This is a genomic window from Dysgonomonas mossii (assembly GCF_004569505.1).
GTDB lineage: Bacteria > Bacteroidota > Bacteroidia > Bacteroidales > Dysgonomonadaceae > Dysgonomonas.
In genome coordinates this window covers 771,941-787,463 of record NZ_SPPK01000002.1, presented here as the reverse complement: position 1 = coordinate 787,463, position 15,523 = coordinate 771,941, and the positions used below count along the sequence as shown (strand labels likewise).

14 protein-coding genes and 1 tRNA gene are annotated in these 15,523 nt (G+C 37.5%); 8 read left to right on the top strand and 7 right to left on the bottom strand.

What is annotated here, in order from left to right:
- Nucleotides 1-33 precede the first annotated feature (33 nt).
- Both E4T88_RS08670 and E4T88_RS08665 read left to right on the top strand, forming a co-directional pair.
- Nucleotides 34-414, top strand: a complete 381-nt coding sequence (locus E4T88_RS08670) for a BlaI/MecI/CopY family transcriptional regulator (RefSeq protein ID WP_135105058.1) — start codon at nucleotides 34-36, stop codon at nucleotides 412-414.
- A gap of 134 nt (nucleotides 415-548) precedes the next feature.
- Entirely contained in the window at nucleotides 549-1,847 is a 1,299-nt protein-coding gene (locus E4T88_RS08665; RefSeq protein WP_167755443.1) for a M56 family metallopeptidase, read from the top strand.
- A 16-nt stretch (nucleotides 1,848-1,863) separates the two neighbouring features.
- Here the strand turns inward: E4T88_RS08665 and E4T88_RS08660 are convergent, their stop codons facing one another.
- Nucleotides 1,864-2,412 carry a DNA-3-methyladenine glycosylase I gene (locus E4T88_RS08660; RefSeq protein WP_135105056.1) on the bottom strand — a complete coding sequence of 183 codons (549 nt, stop codon included), beginning with the start codon at nucleotides 2,410-2,412 and terminating at the stop codon, nucleotides 1,864-1,866.
- A 465-nt stretch (nucleotides 2,413-2,877) separates the two neighbouring features.
- Here E4T88_RS08660 and E4T88_RS08655 point away from each other — a divergent pair, with 465 nt between their 5' ends.
- Nucleotides 2,878-3,306 (top strand): GNAT family N-acetyltransferase, encoded by a 429-nt coding sequence (locus E4T88_RS08655; RefSeq protein ID WP_135105055.1) that lies wholly within the window; start codon nucleotides 2,878-2,880, stop codon nucleotides 3,304-3,306.
- Nucleotides 3,307-3,349: 43 nt separating this feature from the next.
- Here the strand turns inward: E4T88_RS08655 and E4T88_RS08650 are convergent, their stop codons facing one another.
- The gene (locus E4T88_RS08650; protein WP_135105054.1) at nucleotides 3,350-4,513 is read right to left on the bottom strand and encodes an acyltransferase family protein; all 1,164 of its coding nucleotides are present in this window, start codon (nucleotides 4,511-4,513) and stop codon (nucleotides 3,350-3,352) included.
- A gap of 292 nt (nucleotides 4,514-4,805) precedes the next feature.
- On the opposite strand from E4T88_RS08650, the gene E4T88_RS08645 reads away from it, so the two are divergent.
- On the top strand, nucleotides 4,806-5,723 hold the full coding sequence (locus E4T88_RS08645; RefSeq protein ID WP_135105053.1) for an endonuclease/exonuclease/phosphatase family protein: 918 nt from the start codon (nucleotides 4,806-4,808) through the stop codon (nucleotides 5,721-5,723).
- Here E4T88_RS08645 and E4T88_RS08640 read toward each other — a convergent pair.
- Nucleotides 5,716-6,618 (bottom strand): AraC family transcriptional regulator, encoded by a 903-nt coding sequence (locus E4T88_RS08640; protein WP_228093839.1) that lies wholly within the window; start codon nucleotides 6,616-6,618, stop codon nucleotides 5,716-5,718. The genes E4T88_RS08645 and E4T88_RS08640 overlap by 8 nt on opposite strands.
- Nucleotides 6,619-6,887: 269 nt before the next feature.
- Here E4T88_RS08640 and E4T88_RS08635 point away from each other — a divergent pair, with 269 nt between their 5' ends.
- Nucleotides 6,888-8,366, top strand: coding sequence for a glycoside 3-dehydrogenase (locus E4T88_RS08635; RefSeq protein ID WP_135105052.1), 1,479 nt, complete (start codon nucleotides 6,888-6,890; stop codon nucleotides 8,364-8,366).
- Nucleotides 8,367-8,514: 148 nt separating this feature from the next.
- Nucleotides 8,515-9,330 (top strand): sugar phosphate isomerase/epimerase family protein, encoded by an 816-nt coding sequence (locus tag E4T88_RS08630; protein ID WP_135105051.1) that lies wholly within the window; start codon nucleotides 8,515-8,517, stop codon nucleotides 9,328-9,330.
- An 85-nt stretch (nucleotides 9,331-9,415) separates the two neighbouring features.
- On the opposite strand, the gene E4T88_RS08625 is transcribed toward E4T88_RS08630, so the two are convergent.
- Nucleotides 9,416-9,486: transfer RNA gene (locus E4T88_RS08625), tRNA-Gln, on the bottom strand.
- Between the two features lie 203 nt (nucleotides 9,487-9,689).
- The gene (locus tag E4T88_RS08620) at nucleotides 9,690-11,336 is read right to left on the bottom strand and encodes a diphosphate--fructose-6-phosphate 1-phosphotransferase (RefSeq protein WP_135105050.1); all 1,647 of its coding nucleotides are present in this window, start codon (nucleotides 11,334-11,336) and stop codon (nucleotides 9,690-9,692) included.
- Nucleotides 11,337-11,727: 391 nt separating this feature from the next.
- Here E4T88_RS08620 and E4T88_RS08615 point away from each other — a divergent pair, with 391 nt between their 5' ends.
- Both E4T88_RS08615 and E4T88_RS08610 read left to right on the top strand, forming a co-directional pair.
- Nucleotides 11,728-12,072 (top strand): DUF3836 domain-containing protein, encoded by a 345-nt coding sequence (locus E4T88_RS08615; protein WP_006843041.1) that lies wholly within the window; start codon nucleotides 11,728-11,730, stop codon nucleotides 12,070-12,072.
- 483 nt (nucleotides 12,073-12,555) lie between these two features.
- Nucleotides 12,556-13,056, top strand: coding sequence for a DUF456 domain-containing protein (locus E4T88_RS08610; RefSeq protein WP_135105049.1), 501 nt, complete (start codon nucleotides 12,556-12,558; stop codon nucleotides 13,054-13,056).
- A 48-nt stretch (nucleotides 13,057-13,104) separates the two neighbouring features.
- On the opposite strand, the gene E4T88_RS08605 is transcribed toward E4T88_RS08610, so the two are convergent.
- Together E4T88_RS08605 and E4T88_RS08600 are read right to left on the bottom strand one after the other, a co-directional pair.
- A complete protein-coding gene (locus E4T88_RS08605; RefSeq protein WP_135105048.1) occupies nucleotides 13,105-14,196 on the bottom strand; it encodes a TFIIB-type zinc ribbon-containing protein in 1,092 nt (363 codons plus the stop codon).
- Nucleotides 14,197-14,199: 3 nt separating this feature from the next.
- The gene (locus E4T88_RS08600; RefSeq protein ID WP_135105047.1) at nucleotides 14,200-15,318 is read right to left on the bottom strand and encodes an SPFH domain-containing protein; all 1,119 of its coding nucleotides are present in this window, start codon (nucleotides 15,316-15,318) and stop codon (nucleotides 14,200-14,202) included.
- Between the last annotated feature and the right edge of the window lie 205 nt (nucleotides 15,319-15,523).

Genomic DNA, 15,523 nt, shown 5'->3' with positions numbered 1-15,523 from the left:
CGTATATTTATAGCCTATATAATTTTTTATATCATGCAACTAACGAAAGCCGAAGAACAAATAATGCAGATCCTTTGGACAATGGAAGAAGGTACTGTTCAGGATATATTAAAAAAGTTTGACGAAAACAAACCTGCACGGACTACCATCGCTACAATACTCAGCATTCTCGAAAATAAAAACTTTGTAGAACATCGTAGCGAAGGTCGATCAAATATCTATAAAGCAGTTGTAACAAAAGAAGATTATTCTAAAAAGCAATTGTTTGGCTTCGTTAAGAACTATTTCAACGGCTCTTTTTCCTCCATGGTTTCATTCTTTGCTAAAGAAACCAATCTCAGTATAGAAGAGATGGATAAGCTTCTGAAAGAAACACGTGAAACTCTCGAAGAAAAAGATACTAACCCTGAATAACGATGGAAGCTTTTCTTTTATATATTGTCAAATCGGGTATATGCCTAAGCATATTCCTCATCGTATATATTATCTTCCTCCGCCCTACTACCTTCTATAGATTCAATAGAATATTCTTAGTATCGGGCTTTATAATGTCATTCATAATACCGGCTTTCCGTTATACTTACGATGTATTCGTTCCCGCAGTAATGACAGTGGAAAGGACGATGTCAGAAACAGCCTATACCGTCAAATCACAATCGCCGGATATATGGACAATCCTCTTTATCGTATATCTCACAGGCTTCTTTATTGTATCAGGCAGAAATGTTATGGCATACAGAAAGCTTCGCATGCTTGTAAAAAATGGTACACATGCGAAAAAAGACAATATTAATATAATAGAAAGCAATCATATCAAATCTCCATTTTCCGTCTTAAACTATGTATTACTAAATACTCAGAGCCTTTCCAAAACAGAAAAAGAGTTAATTTTACAGCATGAAATCATGCATATCAATCAGAGACATTGGCTAGACCTCCTGTGCAGCGAGTGTATATTGCTTATACAATGGTTCAATCCTTTATCTTGGTTTTATGTACATCTACTAAAGGAAAACCACGAGTTTCTGGCAGATAAAGCTGTTATAGAATCGGGTGTTTCTCCGGCAATATATCAGGCAGTACTTATCAACCAACGATTTCAGGGGCAGGTATTTTCTTTTACCAGCTCATTCAACGATCATAAACCGATCAACCGGCTAAATATGCTACGTAAAGAAAAAAGCTCGCCTTGGAAGCGAATCTCTGCCCTTACTATTGTTCCTGTATTCGGAGTATTTATATGGCTTTCGGCTGTGCCCAATTACATCGTACAACCGATAGAAAATACAATGATGCCGATAAAGAAAGAGGGAAACCCTGACAAGCCTGAGATCCTTGTATTAAGAGCTAAGGACAGTATAAAAGTAGAATTGAAAGAAAAAGTCACTTTTACGAATGCCGAAGAGCTACAACCTCTATATATTATAGATGGGATAAAGTCGCAAGATGGTATAAAAGATCTTAGCCCTGATGAGATAGAAAGTATATCTGTATTAAAAGACAAAACAGCAACAGACCACTTTGGTAATGATGCCAGAGGAGGTGCTATATTAATAACCACAAAGAAAAAGCGCAACACTCATATATCCGACTCTCTTGTTGTAACAAACAATAATTTGGGAAACAAAAAGGGTACTATATCCATTTTGCCATCGACAAAGAAAAGCGAAAAATCAAATAATTTGCCGGATCAACTATTAATACTAATAGATGGAAAAGAATCTTCGAAAAAAGATATGGACTCACTCGACCCAAACAATATAGAATCAGTGGAAGTGCTTAAGAATAAGGACACTGCTTCTGCGTATGGGAATAAAGATGTTATAAAAATAACATTGAAGAAGTAGTATCCTAATAACTAGTCTACTTTTCCATCCACTTGGGATTATGCTTTCCTATCTCACAAAATATCGGACAGTCTTCATCATGAGCTCCCGGTAAATAACCCGTACTCATCAGAAATTCATTTACAATTTCTCCTCCTGTAAATTTAAATGTCTTCTTGAAAAGCTTCACCCACTCTTCTTTTGTTTTGGGGTGATGCAAATCTAACCAACCTTTGAAAGAGCCGAACTCTTTTTGCAACAGTAGAATCACATTCGCATTGTGTATAGCCGCATCTATTTTCAGTCGGTTTCTTATTATACCTGCATCATTGAGCAATCGGGTTCGCTCTTCATCACCATAGCTTGCCACGGTGGCGATATCAAAGTTATTATAAGCATTCCTGAAGCCGGATTGCTTATTTAATATTGTTTCCCAACTTAGCCCTGCCTGATTGATTTCAAGCACCAAACGCTCGAAAAGCTCATTGTCATCCTCAATAGGAAAACCATAATGGTTGTCATGATACGTCCTATGCTGATCTTTTTCTCCGTGGGTAAGCCCTTTTATATAATCACAATAGCTCATTTTATTTCTTTCTATATTTCAACAAAAGTTCAAAATTGCTTATTCGAGCTGCAAAATAAGAATTTTCTTTGTTAATCCGTTGCGCTAGTATTAAATATCGAAATTTCGGTTCTCCAAATATATAAAGTGACATATTTTCAAAAGCACAAATACCTAATTATATATAAGTTACAGCAAAAAAGTAACAAAAGTAACACTTTTCACTATATTTTTACTGTTACCTTTTGGTGCATTATCATACACCCAAGTGTACGAATCATAATATGTCAAAGACCCTTTATAATAGACAATTTTAGCATTAAAAAATAAAGATGCTATATTTGCAATACAACTCAAGTAATTAGTAAAAATTAATGTTGTATTGTAAAAAAACTCTGTGTTACTCTTTTTACTCTGTGGTAAAAAAAATAGATGAGAGCGAATGCGACAAGAATTCCTTTTTTAGAATTTAATGCTTAAATAGAGATGGTAGAAATAAAACAAATAAAAGAAGTAACCCCCGAAATAGTGTCAGCCTTCTCCCGACTGATGCCACAGCTTGCTCCACATTTAAAAGCTCCTCAGATGGAGGACTTAAGCCATATCGTTAATGATAAAAACAAATATATTTTTATCGCCTCCAATCCTCAGATAGTGGGAACAATCACCTTAGTAATCGTAAAGATACCATCGGGAACAAGAGCCTGGATAGAAGACGTTATTGTAGACCAACATGCCAGAGGGCAATCTATTGGCGAAAAGATGCTATTGCACGTTATCGACTTTGCTAAAAAGCTGAATATAGCAAGTATCAATCTCACTTCGAGCCCAAGCCGTATAGCAGCCAACAAGCTATACCAGAAATTAGGGTTCAATCTCCGTGAAACAAATGTTTACAGAATAGATGCAGATTAAAAGACAGTTGAGTTAAAAGACAACTATCGTTTGTATTAAACGCCTATATCTTTATATATATACGTTTTTTATACAAGACATTCCCTACCAGCCATGCGACAAAAACAAAAATTAGTGCAAAAAGCAAGGATCCAAAATAATCGCCAAATACTGGTTGCAACAGATCGTTATATAAATAAGATTTCGGATTAGTCGTTGCCTCATTGCTGCTGAAATGTATTCCGTCTGCAAGAGTTGCCATAACGCCCGCTAGGACATATATAAACAAAGGATTCACCCCAAACGATTCGAAAAATACCGACCACTTCTTATACCCCTTCACATCGATGATCCATATAAGCAGCGATAAGAAGGTAGCACCCAATCCACATGTAGTCAGAACAAATGTCGGAGACCAGATCTTCTTATTTATAGGACAGCCGTAACTCAACAGAAAGCCAGAAAAGGTAAGTATAGCACCTATAATAAACAGGTGAAGCATCCTTTGTTGATTATCTTTTGTTTCCATCAGTATTTTTCCACAATAAAAACCGATCAACACATGACACACAGCAGGGATTGTACTTAAAATACCTTCAGGATCGAGCCCGAACTCTGTGTACATATGATTCAGTCCCAGAATACTCTGATCTGTCACTGCAAGGATATTGTACCCTTCCGTGGCAAAACCGTTTCCGAAAAGTAAAAGCAAGAAATAACCGACCAGACCGACTGCAATTATATACGGTATATACTTATGTTTTAGAAATATTGCTATCAGAGATGTTATGCCATACGTAAGCGCTAAGCGTTGCATCACACCGAGAATACGCAGATGTTCAAAATTGGTGACGGATCTGCTCAACCGTTCCCAAAATCCCAGATTATCGGCAGCTAAACCATGGTATGTACCAAATGAAACACCCAGCCATGATAGACCTAAACCGATAAGAAATATAACGAATGTACGTTTCAGTATTTTTCTTAGCGTGGGCACAGAAAACTCAAAGTTGAATTTCCGTAACGAGATAAAGGTAGAAATACCCATAATGAACATGAAAAACGGAAAGATAAGGTCTGTGGGAGTTAATCCATTCCACTCGGCATGTCTTAACGGTGCATATATATGCCCCCATGATCCGGGGTTGTTAACAAGTATCATTCCGGCGATGGTGATACCCCTCAAAACATCGAGAGATAAAAGACGACTGCTAGCTTTTGCTTCCATTATATAGTTATTTCTAATAGTTTAGATCTAAAACAGCACAAATATAATAAACTAACAGAGCATACGAGCAAAAGTCAATTTATTTTATGACGAGTTCCAGACTTTTCTTTTTTGTATCTTTTTCCCTTTGGACATCAAGAGAAATCTCTTATCGAGATCCGTGATCAACATTCAGTATGACAAATACATTAAAAATATACCGAAAGAAAGCAATTTTATATACCTTTGAATCGTCCTGATTTGGTTTTACTTAAAATCATTCAACAATTTATTAACCTAAGCCCAATTCCAAATGAAATTTATCGACAAAACACTATTAATTATACTCTTTATTTTCATTGTATTCCCATACAGCAAGGCACAATCCGTTGCTCCTATAGAACTGAAGGTCATGAGCTTTAATATCTGGCACGGAGGAGGCTCTTCCATTGGTGCAACAGGAAAAGTATTTGTAGAAAGCCAAGCTGATATAATCGGCATTCAGGAATCAACACACAAAGGGAAAAATACAGCCGTTCATCTTGCCGATAGCCTGGGCTGGCATTCATACGTTTTCGAAGGACGAACCATCGTGACAAAATATCCGATTGTAGATACCTCGGCAAACAATCACGGAGTAAAGATAAAGATCGATAAAGACCATTTTGTTTGGATGTTCAATGTTCATCTGATGTATTGCCCTTACGAGCCTTATCAACTGAATGGCATAGAGTATTGTGGCGGCCCAATACTCCACTCTGCAGCAGAAGCTATAGCCTCCGCTAGCAAATCGAGAGAGAACACCGTAGACTCAAATATTGCCGATATAATAGAAGTTCGGAAAGAGGATTACCCGATATTTCTTACAGGCGATTTCAACGAGCCCTCTTATCTCGACTGGACGGAAAAAGCTGCTGATGCAGGACTATGCAAAACAGCAGTTGAGTGGCCTTCTACAAAGGCATTTTCAGAAAAGGGTGGCATGAAAGATTCGTATCGAACATTCTATCCCGATGAAGTAAAAAAGCCGGGGCACACGTGGACAACACTGCCTGAAACCTCTGCATATAAAGAAGTTCTCGACCGCATCGATTTTGTCCTTTTCTCGGGTGAAAAAATGAAGTTGAAAAATTCTCAGATTGTAGGAGAAGAAAGCCCACTGAGTGATATCCGGTTTAAAAATTATCCTTCAGATCATAGAGCAGTATTAAGCACATTTATCCTTAAATAAGCTGAGTAGCTTGCTTGTTTACAGTCCGATACCTTACAGGTGATACACCCATCATCTTTTTAAAAAGACGAGAATAGTAATAAGGATCATCAAAACCAACCATGATGGATATCTGATTCACTTTCATTGTGCTATTGATCAAGTAGTAACAAGATCGTTGCACTTTAAGTTGATTGAAATACTCCATCGGAGCAATCCCCATATTCCTGTAAAACAAACGATAAAAATAAGAAACAGAATATCCAAAGTGCCTTGCAATATCAGACAACTTTAGTTTATTTCCTATATTTTGATTCATATAGTGCGTTGCCAGATGTATTAGAGAAGTCCCGTATTTATTTTCTGTTTTAGGGTCTCCGGATCTTTTCACGTATAAAATAGAGGCTAGAAAATAAGCCAATCCAGAATTTGCATATTGTAGTGCACTATCATCATAAGAATCGAGTAAAACATTATAAATATCCTCAAACAATTTGAAACGTTCATCAATACGCAGCGTATTTTCCGAATCCAAAGAAATCACCTGCCCATATACTTTTGAGAACAACTCAGATTTATAACCTTTGAAATGTATCCAGTAAATTGACCATGAATTCAGCTCATTAGCACCATAACGATGTGCTTTATTTGCAGGTAATATAACAAACTGATTCTCACCTACAGCCTGCATCTTTCCATCTAGTTCGATCCATCCGCCACCTTTGGTACAATATATAAGAATATTTTCGGGACATCCCTCGGGTCTGTTTATATAATGATATTTTGCATTTGGAAAATACCCTAACGAATGAAAATACAAATCATTCATCATCGGATTCTTACCCATTCTATCGACAATAAAGTATGGTAGTATTATGCTCCATTGTCCCTGAAAGCCATGTTTTATTTGCATCATTTCACCCTGTTTTTAGATATCAAATAAAAATAGCAATAATAATCCATCCTTTTAGCAAAGATAGTCTATCTTTTTTATTCTCCGCATTCACTATTTTTGTTTTAATATCATGAAAAATATACTTTTAGACAAAATAAGTAGCGACTTTTTGCAACCTTAATTATCCATGAATTTTCATTTTCCTGTTGATTAATTATAAACAAAATAAATCACAGAACGAAAGTAGGGTATCAAAATCTTATGATCAAAGAACTTTAAACAACTATTATATGACTTCTCGTAGAAATTTTATAAAAAAATCAGCTATAGCCGCTGCCGGTTTATACATTTTTCCATCAAATGTTATCAGCGGATTGGGACATAAAGCCCCTAGTGACAAACTTAATATAGTGGGTATAGGCGTAGGTGGAAAAGGACATCCTAACCTTATAGGAATGAATACTGAAAATATAATAGGTCTTTGCGATGTAGACTGGGCTTATTCTAAAAACTGTTTCAATGACTTCCCGAAAGCCAAGCGTTACAAAGATTGGCGCAAAATGTTTGATGAAATAGGTAAAGAGATTGATGGTGTAATGATATCTACCCCCGACCATACACATGCCATCATAGCAGCAACAGCATTAACGCTGAACAAACATGTTTACTGTCAAAAGCCATTAACACACTCAATATATGAAAGTCGTCTGCTAACACGTTTGGCTGCCAAACATAAGGTAGCGACTCAAATGGGGAATCAGGGAAATTCGGGCGATGGAGTACGTCAGGTATGCGAATGGATATGGAACGGAGAAATAGGCGAAGTGCGTGAAGTGCATGCATGGACAGACCGCCCGATATGGCCTCAAGGGTTACAGCGTCCTAAAGAAGTAGTAAAAGTACCTTCAACATTGGATTGGGATAACTTTATAGGGCCTGCTCCTTTCCGCCCTTACAACCCCGTGTATACTCCTTGGAATTGGCGTGGGTGGTGGGATTTCGGCACGGGAGCTTTTGGCGATATGGCTTGCCATGTGCTCGACCCTATCTACCAAGCACTAAAGCTCGGTTATCCGACTAAGATACAGGGTAGTTCTTCCCTTATCAATACCGAATCTCCGCCTCAGAGTGAACAGGTAGAATTTACATTCCCATCACGAGACAATATGCCTAAAGTAGCAATGCCCGAGGTAAAGGTGTATTGGTATGATGGCGGGCTTTTCCCTCATCGCCCTGATTTGCTCCCCGATGGAACCGATCTTATGAGAGATGGGCTTGGTGGCTGTTTATTCGTTGGCTCGAAAGATACGCTGCTAACTGATTGTGGTGGATTTAATCCTCGCTTGCTATCGGGACGTACACCGAATGTTCCTCAAACCCTTCGGCGTGTTCCGGGTGCTATAGGATATTCTGACGGGTATCATGAGCAGGATTGGATCAGGGCTTGTAAAGAATCTGCAGACAACAGGGTTGAAACATCGAGCAACTTCGGATACGCTGGACCATTCAACGAAATGGTCTTACTTGGTGTTCTTGCCATACGTTTACAAAGCCTGAATAAAATTTTGAAATGGGATGGAGAGAAAATGAAGTTTACAAATATAGGTGCAAACGAAGAACTAAGAATTGTCTCAAAAGATAGCTTCCGTGTAGAAGACGGGCATCCACACTTTGAAAGAGAATATATAACATTAAATGCACAAGACACCGCTGCTGAATACATAAAGCATACATATAGGAATGGATGGGCTTTGCCTGCGATGCCTTAAACTTAGATATCAAGAGTATACCAAGGATGATTTAATTCGATAATATTCATATCTTTGGTATACTTTTATATTCTTTCGTACAAGAATATTATATGCACGAATCGAGAAACGCCCAGATTATAACTACTTATTTTTAATACCAAACAATATGAAAAATTTGAAGCTTTTATTATTATTCATCTCTTTATGTTTTATCGGATGTAAAGAAGGGGCAAAACAATCCGAATGGAAAATGGGTATCCAGACATATACATTCCACAAGTTCACGCTGATGGAAACACTCGATAAAACAAAAGATCTGGGTATCCACTACGCCGAAGCATTCTTCTCTCAGGCTTTAGGAAAAAATTTCCCTGATACAGCTTATCTGAACTTTGATTTGTCGGAGGAAACAAAAGCTCAACTGAAAAAGGAATTTAAAGATCGGGATATTACCTTATATGCCTTCGGCGTAGCATCGTATGATACGAATGAAGAATGGGAGCGATTTTTCAGTTTCTCGAAAGATGTGGGAGTACATACCGTAACATGTGAACCAAAATTGGAACAACTTGACTTTGTTGAACAACTTGCACTCAAATACGATATCGAAGTAGCCATACATAACCATCCTGAACCTTCTATCTATGCAAATCCGGATGTACTTGTAAAAGCCCTCGAAGGACGAAATAAGATAATGGGCGTATGTGCTGATATCGGACACTGGAAAAGAACAGGAAACGACCCTATAGAGGCTCTCAAGAAGTTTGATGGACGAATAAAGGTTGTACACATGAAAGACCTGAACGAAGCAATGGAAGATACAACATGGGGGACAGGTGTATTGCAAGTGAAAGAAGTAATAAATGAACTGAAAAGGCAAAACTTCAACGGGCTTATTTCTACAGAGTATGAAAGCTTTGGAGATTCTCAAATAGATGATATCAAGAAAAGTCTGGAATACTTTATGCTGAACTCAAAATAGTAGTGACAACGCAAAAGAAACAGTAAGGGTAAAATAAGAAAAGAGCTGTATATTTTAATATACAGCTCTTTTCTTATTTTTGTAGTTGTCTCACAAGGATTCGAACCTTGAACGACTGAACCAAAATCAGTTGTGTTACCATTACACCATGAGACAATACCATTTGCTTCAAAAGCAGTGCAAAAGTAGAAGTTTTTTATTAATAAACAAAGCTTTTCGATATGTTTTTGTTGAATTTCTTATAAAGAAAGACTGCTCTTAATAGATTATTGATACAACAGCATCTCTAACCGTTTCATAGCCAACAAAAAAGAGGCTGTAACAAAATTACAGCCTCTTGCTAAAATATTTTGAATATTTTATCTTCCTTGTTCCAGTCTTAATGTAACTGTAGGTTGGTCGCAAACTTCTGATGGTCCGAAGAACTGAATTGGCCCCGGATATACAAACTCTGTTCCAACAGCCCACTCTTCACGATGTGCAGCAAAATATTGGAATGGTGCTCCATCAAGTTTCACTAAAGCTTTCTGGATTACAGGTTTCATTTCGCCATGACGACGTTCCATATTCATCATCATTGTTACAGGCACACCACCGGCAATCCATTCGCTAGCAGGCGCTGTTGTGTTGCGCACAGAAGACATATAACCGGTCTTACCTGCAGCGATAAGAGCAGCAGCAGTATATCCTAACGAATAACAATAATCTGAATCGTAGTTTGAAGGAGTTGCACAACGTCCTTCGTAACCGAAGAAGTGTTCCTGAGCAGCAAACTTACCTTTGTATTTACCGGCAACTTTCATTTCAGCCAGTTTATTACCTACCATTTCAGATAATAGCTTCTCTGTTTCGATCAAAGAAACTTGTACGTTTCCGTGAGGGTCACGATCTAAAGTCAACTGACGAGCTACACCGGAAGGTAAGCTTGCGAATATTTTCGCATTTTCGGCAGACAGGTTCTTTTGTATATATGCAAGCTGATCATCTTTAGGAACAGCATTGAATTCACGTTGATGATGTGCCAAGAAATCATTCAATTCTGAAATAAGACCTTTCATGGCAGGAATAAATTCGATAAGACCTTCAGGGATCAAAACTGTTCCGAAGTTATTACCATCTTCTGCACGTTTAGCTACAACATTTGCTATATCTGTAACGATATCATCCAAAGATAATTTTTGAGCTTCTACCTCTTCTGAGATAATACATACGTTTGGTTGTACCTGAAGAGCACATTCCAATGCGATATGAGAAGCAGAACGTCCCATTAGTTTGATAAAGTGCCAGTATTTGCGAGCAGAGTTACAGTCGCGTTGTATATTACCGATAACTTCAGCATATACTTTACAAGCTGTATCGAAACCGAATGAAGTTTCTATCATTTCATTTTTCAAGTCACCGTCAATTGTTTTCGGACAACCGATTACCTGAACACCTGCATTGATTTCTTTATAGTATTCAGCAAGCACACAAGCATTTGTGTTCGAGTCGTCACCACCGATAATAACAAGAGCTTTTATATCTAGTTTTTTCAATATTTCAAGACCTTTGTCAAATTGCTCTTTGCTTTCGAGCTTTGTACGACCAGAACCGATAATATCAAAACCTCCTGTATTACGATATTCATCGATAATGTCGGCTGTAAGTTCTTTATAATCGTGATCAACCAAACCGCCCGGACCCATTAGGAATCCGAAAAGACGACTGCTGACATTCATATTTTTTATACCATCAAAAAGACCGGCGATAACATTATGACCACCAGGAGCTTGTCCTCCAGAAAGTATAACTCCTACATTGATAGCAGGTAAGCTTACCTTTTCTGAAGTTTCTACAAACTTGATAGTCGGCATCCCATATGTATTAGGGAATAACTTTTTCACCTCTTCCTGATCTGCTACGGATTGAGTAGCTGCTCCTTCCTCAACTTTTACAGAGCCATACAATGCTTTTGGCATTTTAGGGTTATAAGCAGCTCTTGCAATTTGTAACGCACTTTTTTTCATTTGTTTTTATTGATTATATATAGTTTAATATTCTCATTTTTAAGGCACGCAAATTTCGTCATTTTTTTTGATATATGAAAGAGATTAATTCTCATCAAGGAGGATTTTTACTAACCTCTTCTTATATTTTTACTTATTTTAAATTTTTGATATTTTTTGATGACTTTTTATTACTCTTTTCTACCTTAAAAGTTATTCTATTCGCATAGATATAATCCAGAAGCAATACAACTTTCATTTTGAAAGACAAAACAACCTAAAACAAAATAAAATAGAATATACAAATACAATATTAACTATATTTAACTGTATCATTGTGACTTTTTATTACAAAATACGTCTTATATATAAAGAAACAAAAGTATCTTTGTATAACTAAATAAATAAAGCCATGAACCTAAAAAAATTATTATTATTCGCAGTTCTATTTTTATCATTGAGCATATATGCTAATGATCCGGAAACAGTGATGTTCAGCAATATAGAAACAACTGAAACAGGTTGCGTAAAGGAATTCTTGTTATGTGACAAAAACACCAACGCCCCTTTAACCAAGACGGTTTATAACTATGATGCTACCGGACGTATGCAAGAAAAAGCTACTTACGAATGGGATGGAGCAAAAGGATGGATCGGTGTTCAAAAATATGAATATAGCTACGATAAAAACAATCAGCCAACAGCTCCTACTCTATACAAATGGGACAATAAATCTAGCAATTGGTCAAAAAAATAAAACTCTCCAATAGTCGGAAAAGTGGAAGCCTTGCATAAAATGATGCGAGGCTTTTTTCATTACTTTTCATTTGCTACCTTAACGTAAAAAGATAAAAGTATAAACTTTATAAAAATGACCATAAACGATATTCTCTCTTCTGATACATCATCGTATTTCTGAATAAAAAATGACCTTTTAAAAACTTTTTTGCCTGTTCTATGTTTAAATACTAAAATATAACAGGAGAATGTGACGGTAAGAAAATGAGGAAAACCATTGAAGATTGTACAATCCTAAATTATTAGTACAAAGCCCACAAGGCTCAATCGAAGTCTTGGTACAGTAAAAAAGGAGTCGAATAGAGTATTAAAAAAGAGAGAGATCATAAACATGGTCTCTTTTCGTTCATATTAATAATGAATAAATACAACAATACTCTGAATGATATACTTTTAGAATCAACCATTTAAACAAAGTTACCAAATCTCATAACAAAACAATATGGCCCTTGACTTTATTCTTATTACAATCGGAACAGTCCTTGTCATCATCGGGATTATCGGGTGTATTTTACCCGCTTTACCTGGAGTTCCGCTAAATTACATCGCAATTGTTCTGTTACAATTTACATCCAAAATAGATTTCTCCACAGAATTTCTTGTTGCTTGGGGTATAATTATCATAATCGTCCAACTATTAGATTATTACATTCCTATTTGGGGCACGAAAAAACTGGGAGGAGGTTCGTACGGTGTATGGGGAAGTGCTATAGGGATGGTACTAGGTCTTTTCATCTTTCCTCCCTGGGGTTTTATTATCCTCCCTTTTGTCTGCGCAGTAATAGGAGAGATATTGGATAATAAAGAGTTCAGTGTCGCGCTCAAGGCGGGCTTTGGTGCCTTTGTTGGCTTCTTAGCCGGAATCATAATGAAACTAGTTGTTGCAATTATCCTGTCTTTCTTTTTCTTTAGAGAAGTTGTCAGGTACTTTATCAACAACTAGATATACAATTCAAATTATAGCTATACAGTTCTAGAGCTTATCCCCTTATCATCCATAATTATTTACGAACCAAATAAACAGAGCCAGTAATATAAGCCCCCCCGTAATAGCCAAAGCTATTTTAGCAACACTATATGGTCTGTCGCCTGTTACACGTCCCGTACGTGCATTCACAAAGAAATGATATAGCTTGTTATTATATGTATAAGACGACATATACACAGGCAACAATATCAACTTGAACTTCACATCGCTAAAGGACATCTTTTTAGAATGTACACGTTGCCTATCACCTCCGATATCCTGACAGATAGCATAGTCAATATCCGACTCCATCTTACTTTTGGCAGCCGCATATCCGGTTTGCATATTTATATTATACTTCTCTGTAATAAAGCCACTAAGAAAGCGATTATCAGCCTCTACCATGTTCATCATATCCCAATTGCTGATCTCAGTCATCACTTGTGTTGTGATGATCTTAGATGCAGGAACCATAACATCGTCGAAGAACAAAGAAATATGCCCGCTAATATCACTCCAACGTGTGCGTGTCTCGGTACGACGATTTTTACCGACTCCTACCGTGGTGGTATAATCATCTCCTCGTTCGCCGGTATAATCCGTCTCGGTCTGAGCATCGTAAGTCCAACAAGGGATATAAACACCTTGTTGCCTGCGATCGTACAAAGCCCTCGATTTTAATTTATTGGGAGTAAACCATCGTCTGGATATCCAAACAGACATATAGCTCCCGATCTCATTATCAGAAATCTTGAACGGCAACAAGTACGATGGCTGAACAAGGCGTTCCTCGTAGGCATCCGATACAATCAGCGGTGTTGCACAATAAGGACACTCTACAGACTTCATGCTTTCGTCGAAAGTAGATTCTGCACCGCAAGTACGGCAACTGATAACTTTTGTCGCTTTAGTGCTTAGAGTCTCAGCCTGCTCTGCATACGTATCAAAATCAAGTTCCTGTACGTCATCAACCTTTTTACTATTGATGGGAGTATCCATCCCACAGTAATCGCAGTGAAGAAAATCTGTTCCCGGTTTGTATTTAAGAGCAGCGCCACATTGCGGACATTGATATGTGTCGCTGCCATTCAATGTAATTTGAACGTTATCCGCCATATCCTAATCTTGTTTTGGCAGAGGAGGAGGTGTCATTGTCCAAAGGTCTTGCAAGTCCGGCTGATTTCCTGCCGGAGCCCAATCTGCCAATCCGTTTTTCCAAACCAAAGTATCACGGGTCAGTGTATTGCTCTTTGAAAGTTCTACTAATGCGGCCTTATCAAAAGGGCCTGCTTGCTGCCCGTTCACTGCCACATAGTAAGAAGCAGTGCCTGGAAGTGGTGGAGGCACAGCTTGTCCAGAAGTACTTTGATTAGCTGAATATGTCTGGTTAGCCATCGATTGTACCATCTGATTGGCCATTGCCATACCCGCACCAAGCCCGACTCCCATACCGGCCGTACCCGAAGGGTTTTCGGCTGCCGCTTCCATAGCCTTTGCAGCCTTCATTTTGGTCAGTTTATCCAAATCTATTTTATCAAGGCGGCTAAGTTCGAATATTTCTTTCTTCACCTCATCAGGCATAGAAATATTCTCTATCAGGAATTTGGTTACATCCATACCGTATGCACCAAAATCATCCTTCATATAGCCGAATATAACTTCCGAAAGTTCATTCAGGTTAGCGGCATACGATTCTATCGGCAAGTTTGACTCTGCTGCGGCATCCGAAAAGCGGGTAACAATAATACTCTTCAGTTGTTCTTTAATATTGTCGGTAGTAAAGGTCTGATTCGTTCCTACAATCTCCCTAATAAACACAGGGGCATCGGTTATCTTGAATGAGTAGATCCCAAATGCTCTTATTTCGACCATTCCAAAACGGTTATCGTTTAAAATTATGGCATTCTTGGTTCCCCATTTCTGGTCTATAAAGTTCTTTGTACTCACAAAATAGACTTCTGCCTTGAACGGACTATTAAATCCATACTTCCATCCTTTCAGCGTGGTGAGTATCGGCAGGTTTTGAGTGTTAAGCGTATAAGTGCCGGGAGTAAAAGTATCAGCGATTTCGCCCTCATTTACAAATACGGCTATCTGCCCTTCGCGAACAATCAGTTTCGCATTGTTTTTTATTTCGTTGTTGTACCTTTCAAAACGGTAAACAATAGTATCTTGCGTATTATCTAAAAATTCGATAATATCTATTAATTCATTTCTTAGCTTATCAAAAAGTCCCATACCTGATATTTTTTGAGTTAATATTCTTTCTTCAAAAATATATTATTTTTATCATTAAAAAGCAGTTTTACAGCTTTTTATTTTCTTTTGTCAAAGTTCGTGCTACGATCTCATATTCAGCAACCAAAGCAATTCTCCCAACATAAAAAGTAACAAAAGTAACAGGTATCAGCATATTATTTATTGTCACTTTTTCCCTCTGAAG

Excerpts from the sequence above, each read along its gene's own strand:
- E4T88_RS08670 (WP_135105058.1), top strand. The coding sequence starts at position 34 with ATGCAACTAACGAAAGCCGAAGAACAAATAATGCAGATCCTTTGGACA.
- E4T88_RS08665 (WP_167755443.1), top strand. The coding sequence starts at position 549 with ATGTCATTCATAATACCGGCTTTCCGTTATACTTACGATGTATTCGTT.
- E4T88_RS08660 (WP_135105056.1), bottom strand. The coding sequence starts at position 2,412 with ATGAGCTATTGTGATTATATAAAAGGGCTTACCCACGGAGAAAAAGAT.
- E4T88_RS08655 (WP_135105055.1), top strand. The coding sequence starts at position 2,878 with ATGGTAGAAATAAAACAAATAAAAGAAGTAACCCCCGAAATAGTGTCA.
- E4T88_RS08650 (WP_135105054.1), bottom strand. The coding sequence starts at position 4,513 with ATGGAAGCAAAAGCTAGCAGTCGTCTTTTATCTCTCGATGTTTTGAGG.
- E4T88_RS08645 (WP_135105053.1), top strand. The coding sequence starts at position 4,806 with ATGAAATTTATCGACAAAACACTATTAATTATACTCTTTATTTTCATT.
- E4T88_RS08640 (WP_228093839.1), bottom strand. The coding sequence starts at position 6,618 with ATGATGCAAATAAAACATGGCTTTCAGGGACAATGGAGCATAATACTA.
- E4T88_RS08635 (WP_135105052.1), top strand. The coding sequence starts at position 6,888 with ATGACTTCTCGTAGAAATTTTATAAAAAAATCAGCTATAGCCGCTGCC.
- E4T88_RS08630 (WP_135105051.1), top strand. The coding sequence starts at position 8,515 with ATGAAAAATTTGAAGCTTTTATTATTATTCATCTCTTTATGTTTTATC.
- E4T88_RS08620 (WP_135105050.1), bottom strand. The coding sequence starts at position 11,336 with ATGAAAAAAAGTGCGTTACAAATTGCAAGAGCTGCTTATAACCCTAAA.
- E4T88_RS08615 (WP_006843041.1), top strand. The coding sequence starts at position 11,728 with ATGAACCTAAAAAAATTATTATTATTCGCAGTTCTATTTTTATCATTG.
- E4T88_RS08610 (WP_135105049.1), top strand. The coding sequence starts at position 12,556 with ATGGCCCTTGACTTTATTCTTATTACAATCGGAACAGTCCTTGTCATC.
- E4T88_RS08605 (WP_135105048.1), bottom strand. The coding sequence starts at position 14,196 with ATGGCGGATAACGTTCAAATTACATTGAATGGCAGCGACACATATCAA.
- E4T88_RS08600 (WP_135105047.1), bottom strand. The coding sequence starts at position 15,318 with ATGGGACTTTTTGATAAGCTAAGAAATGAATTAATAGATATTATCGAA.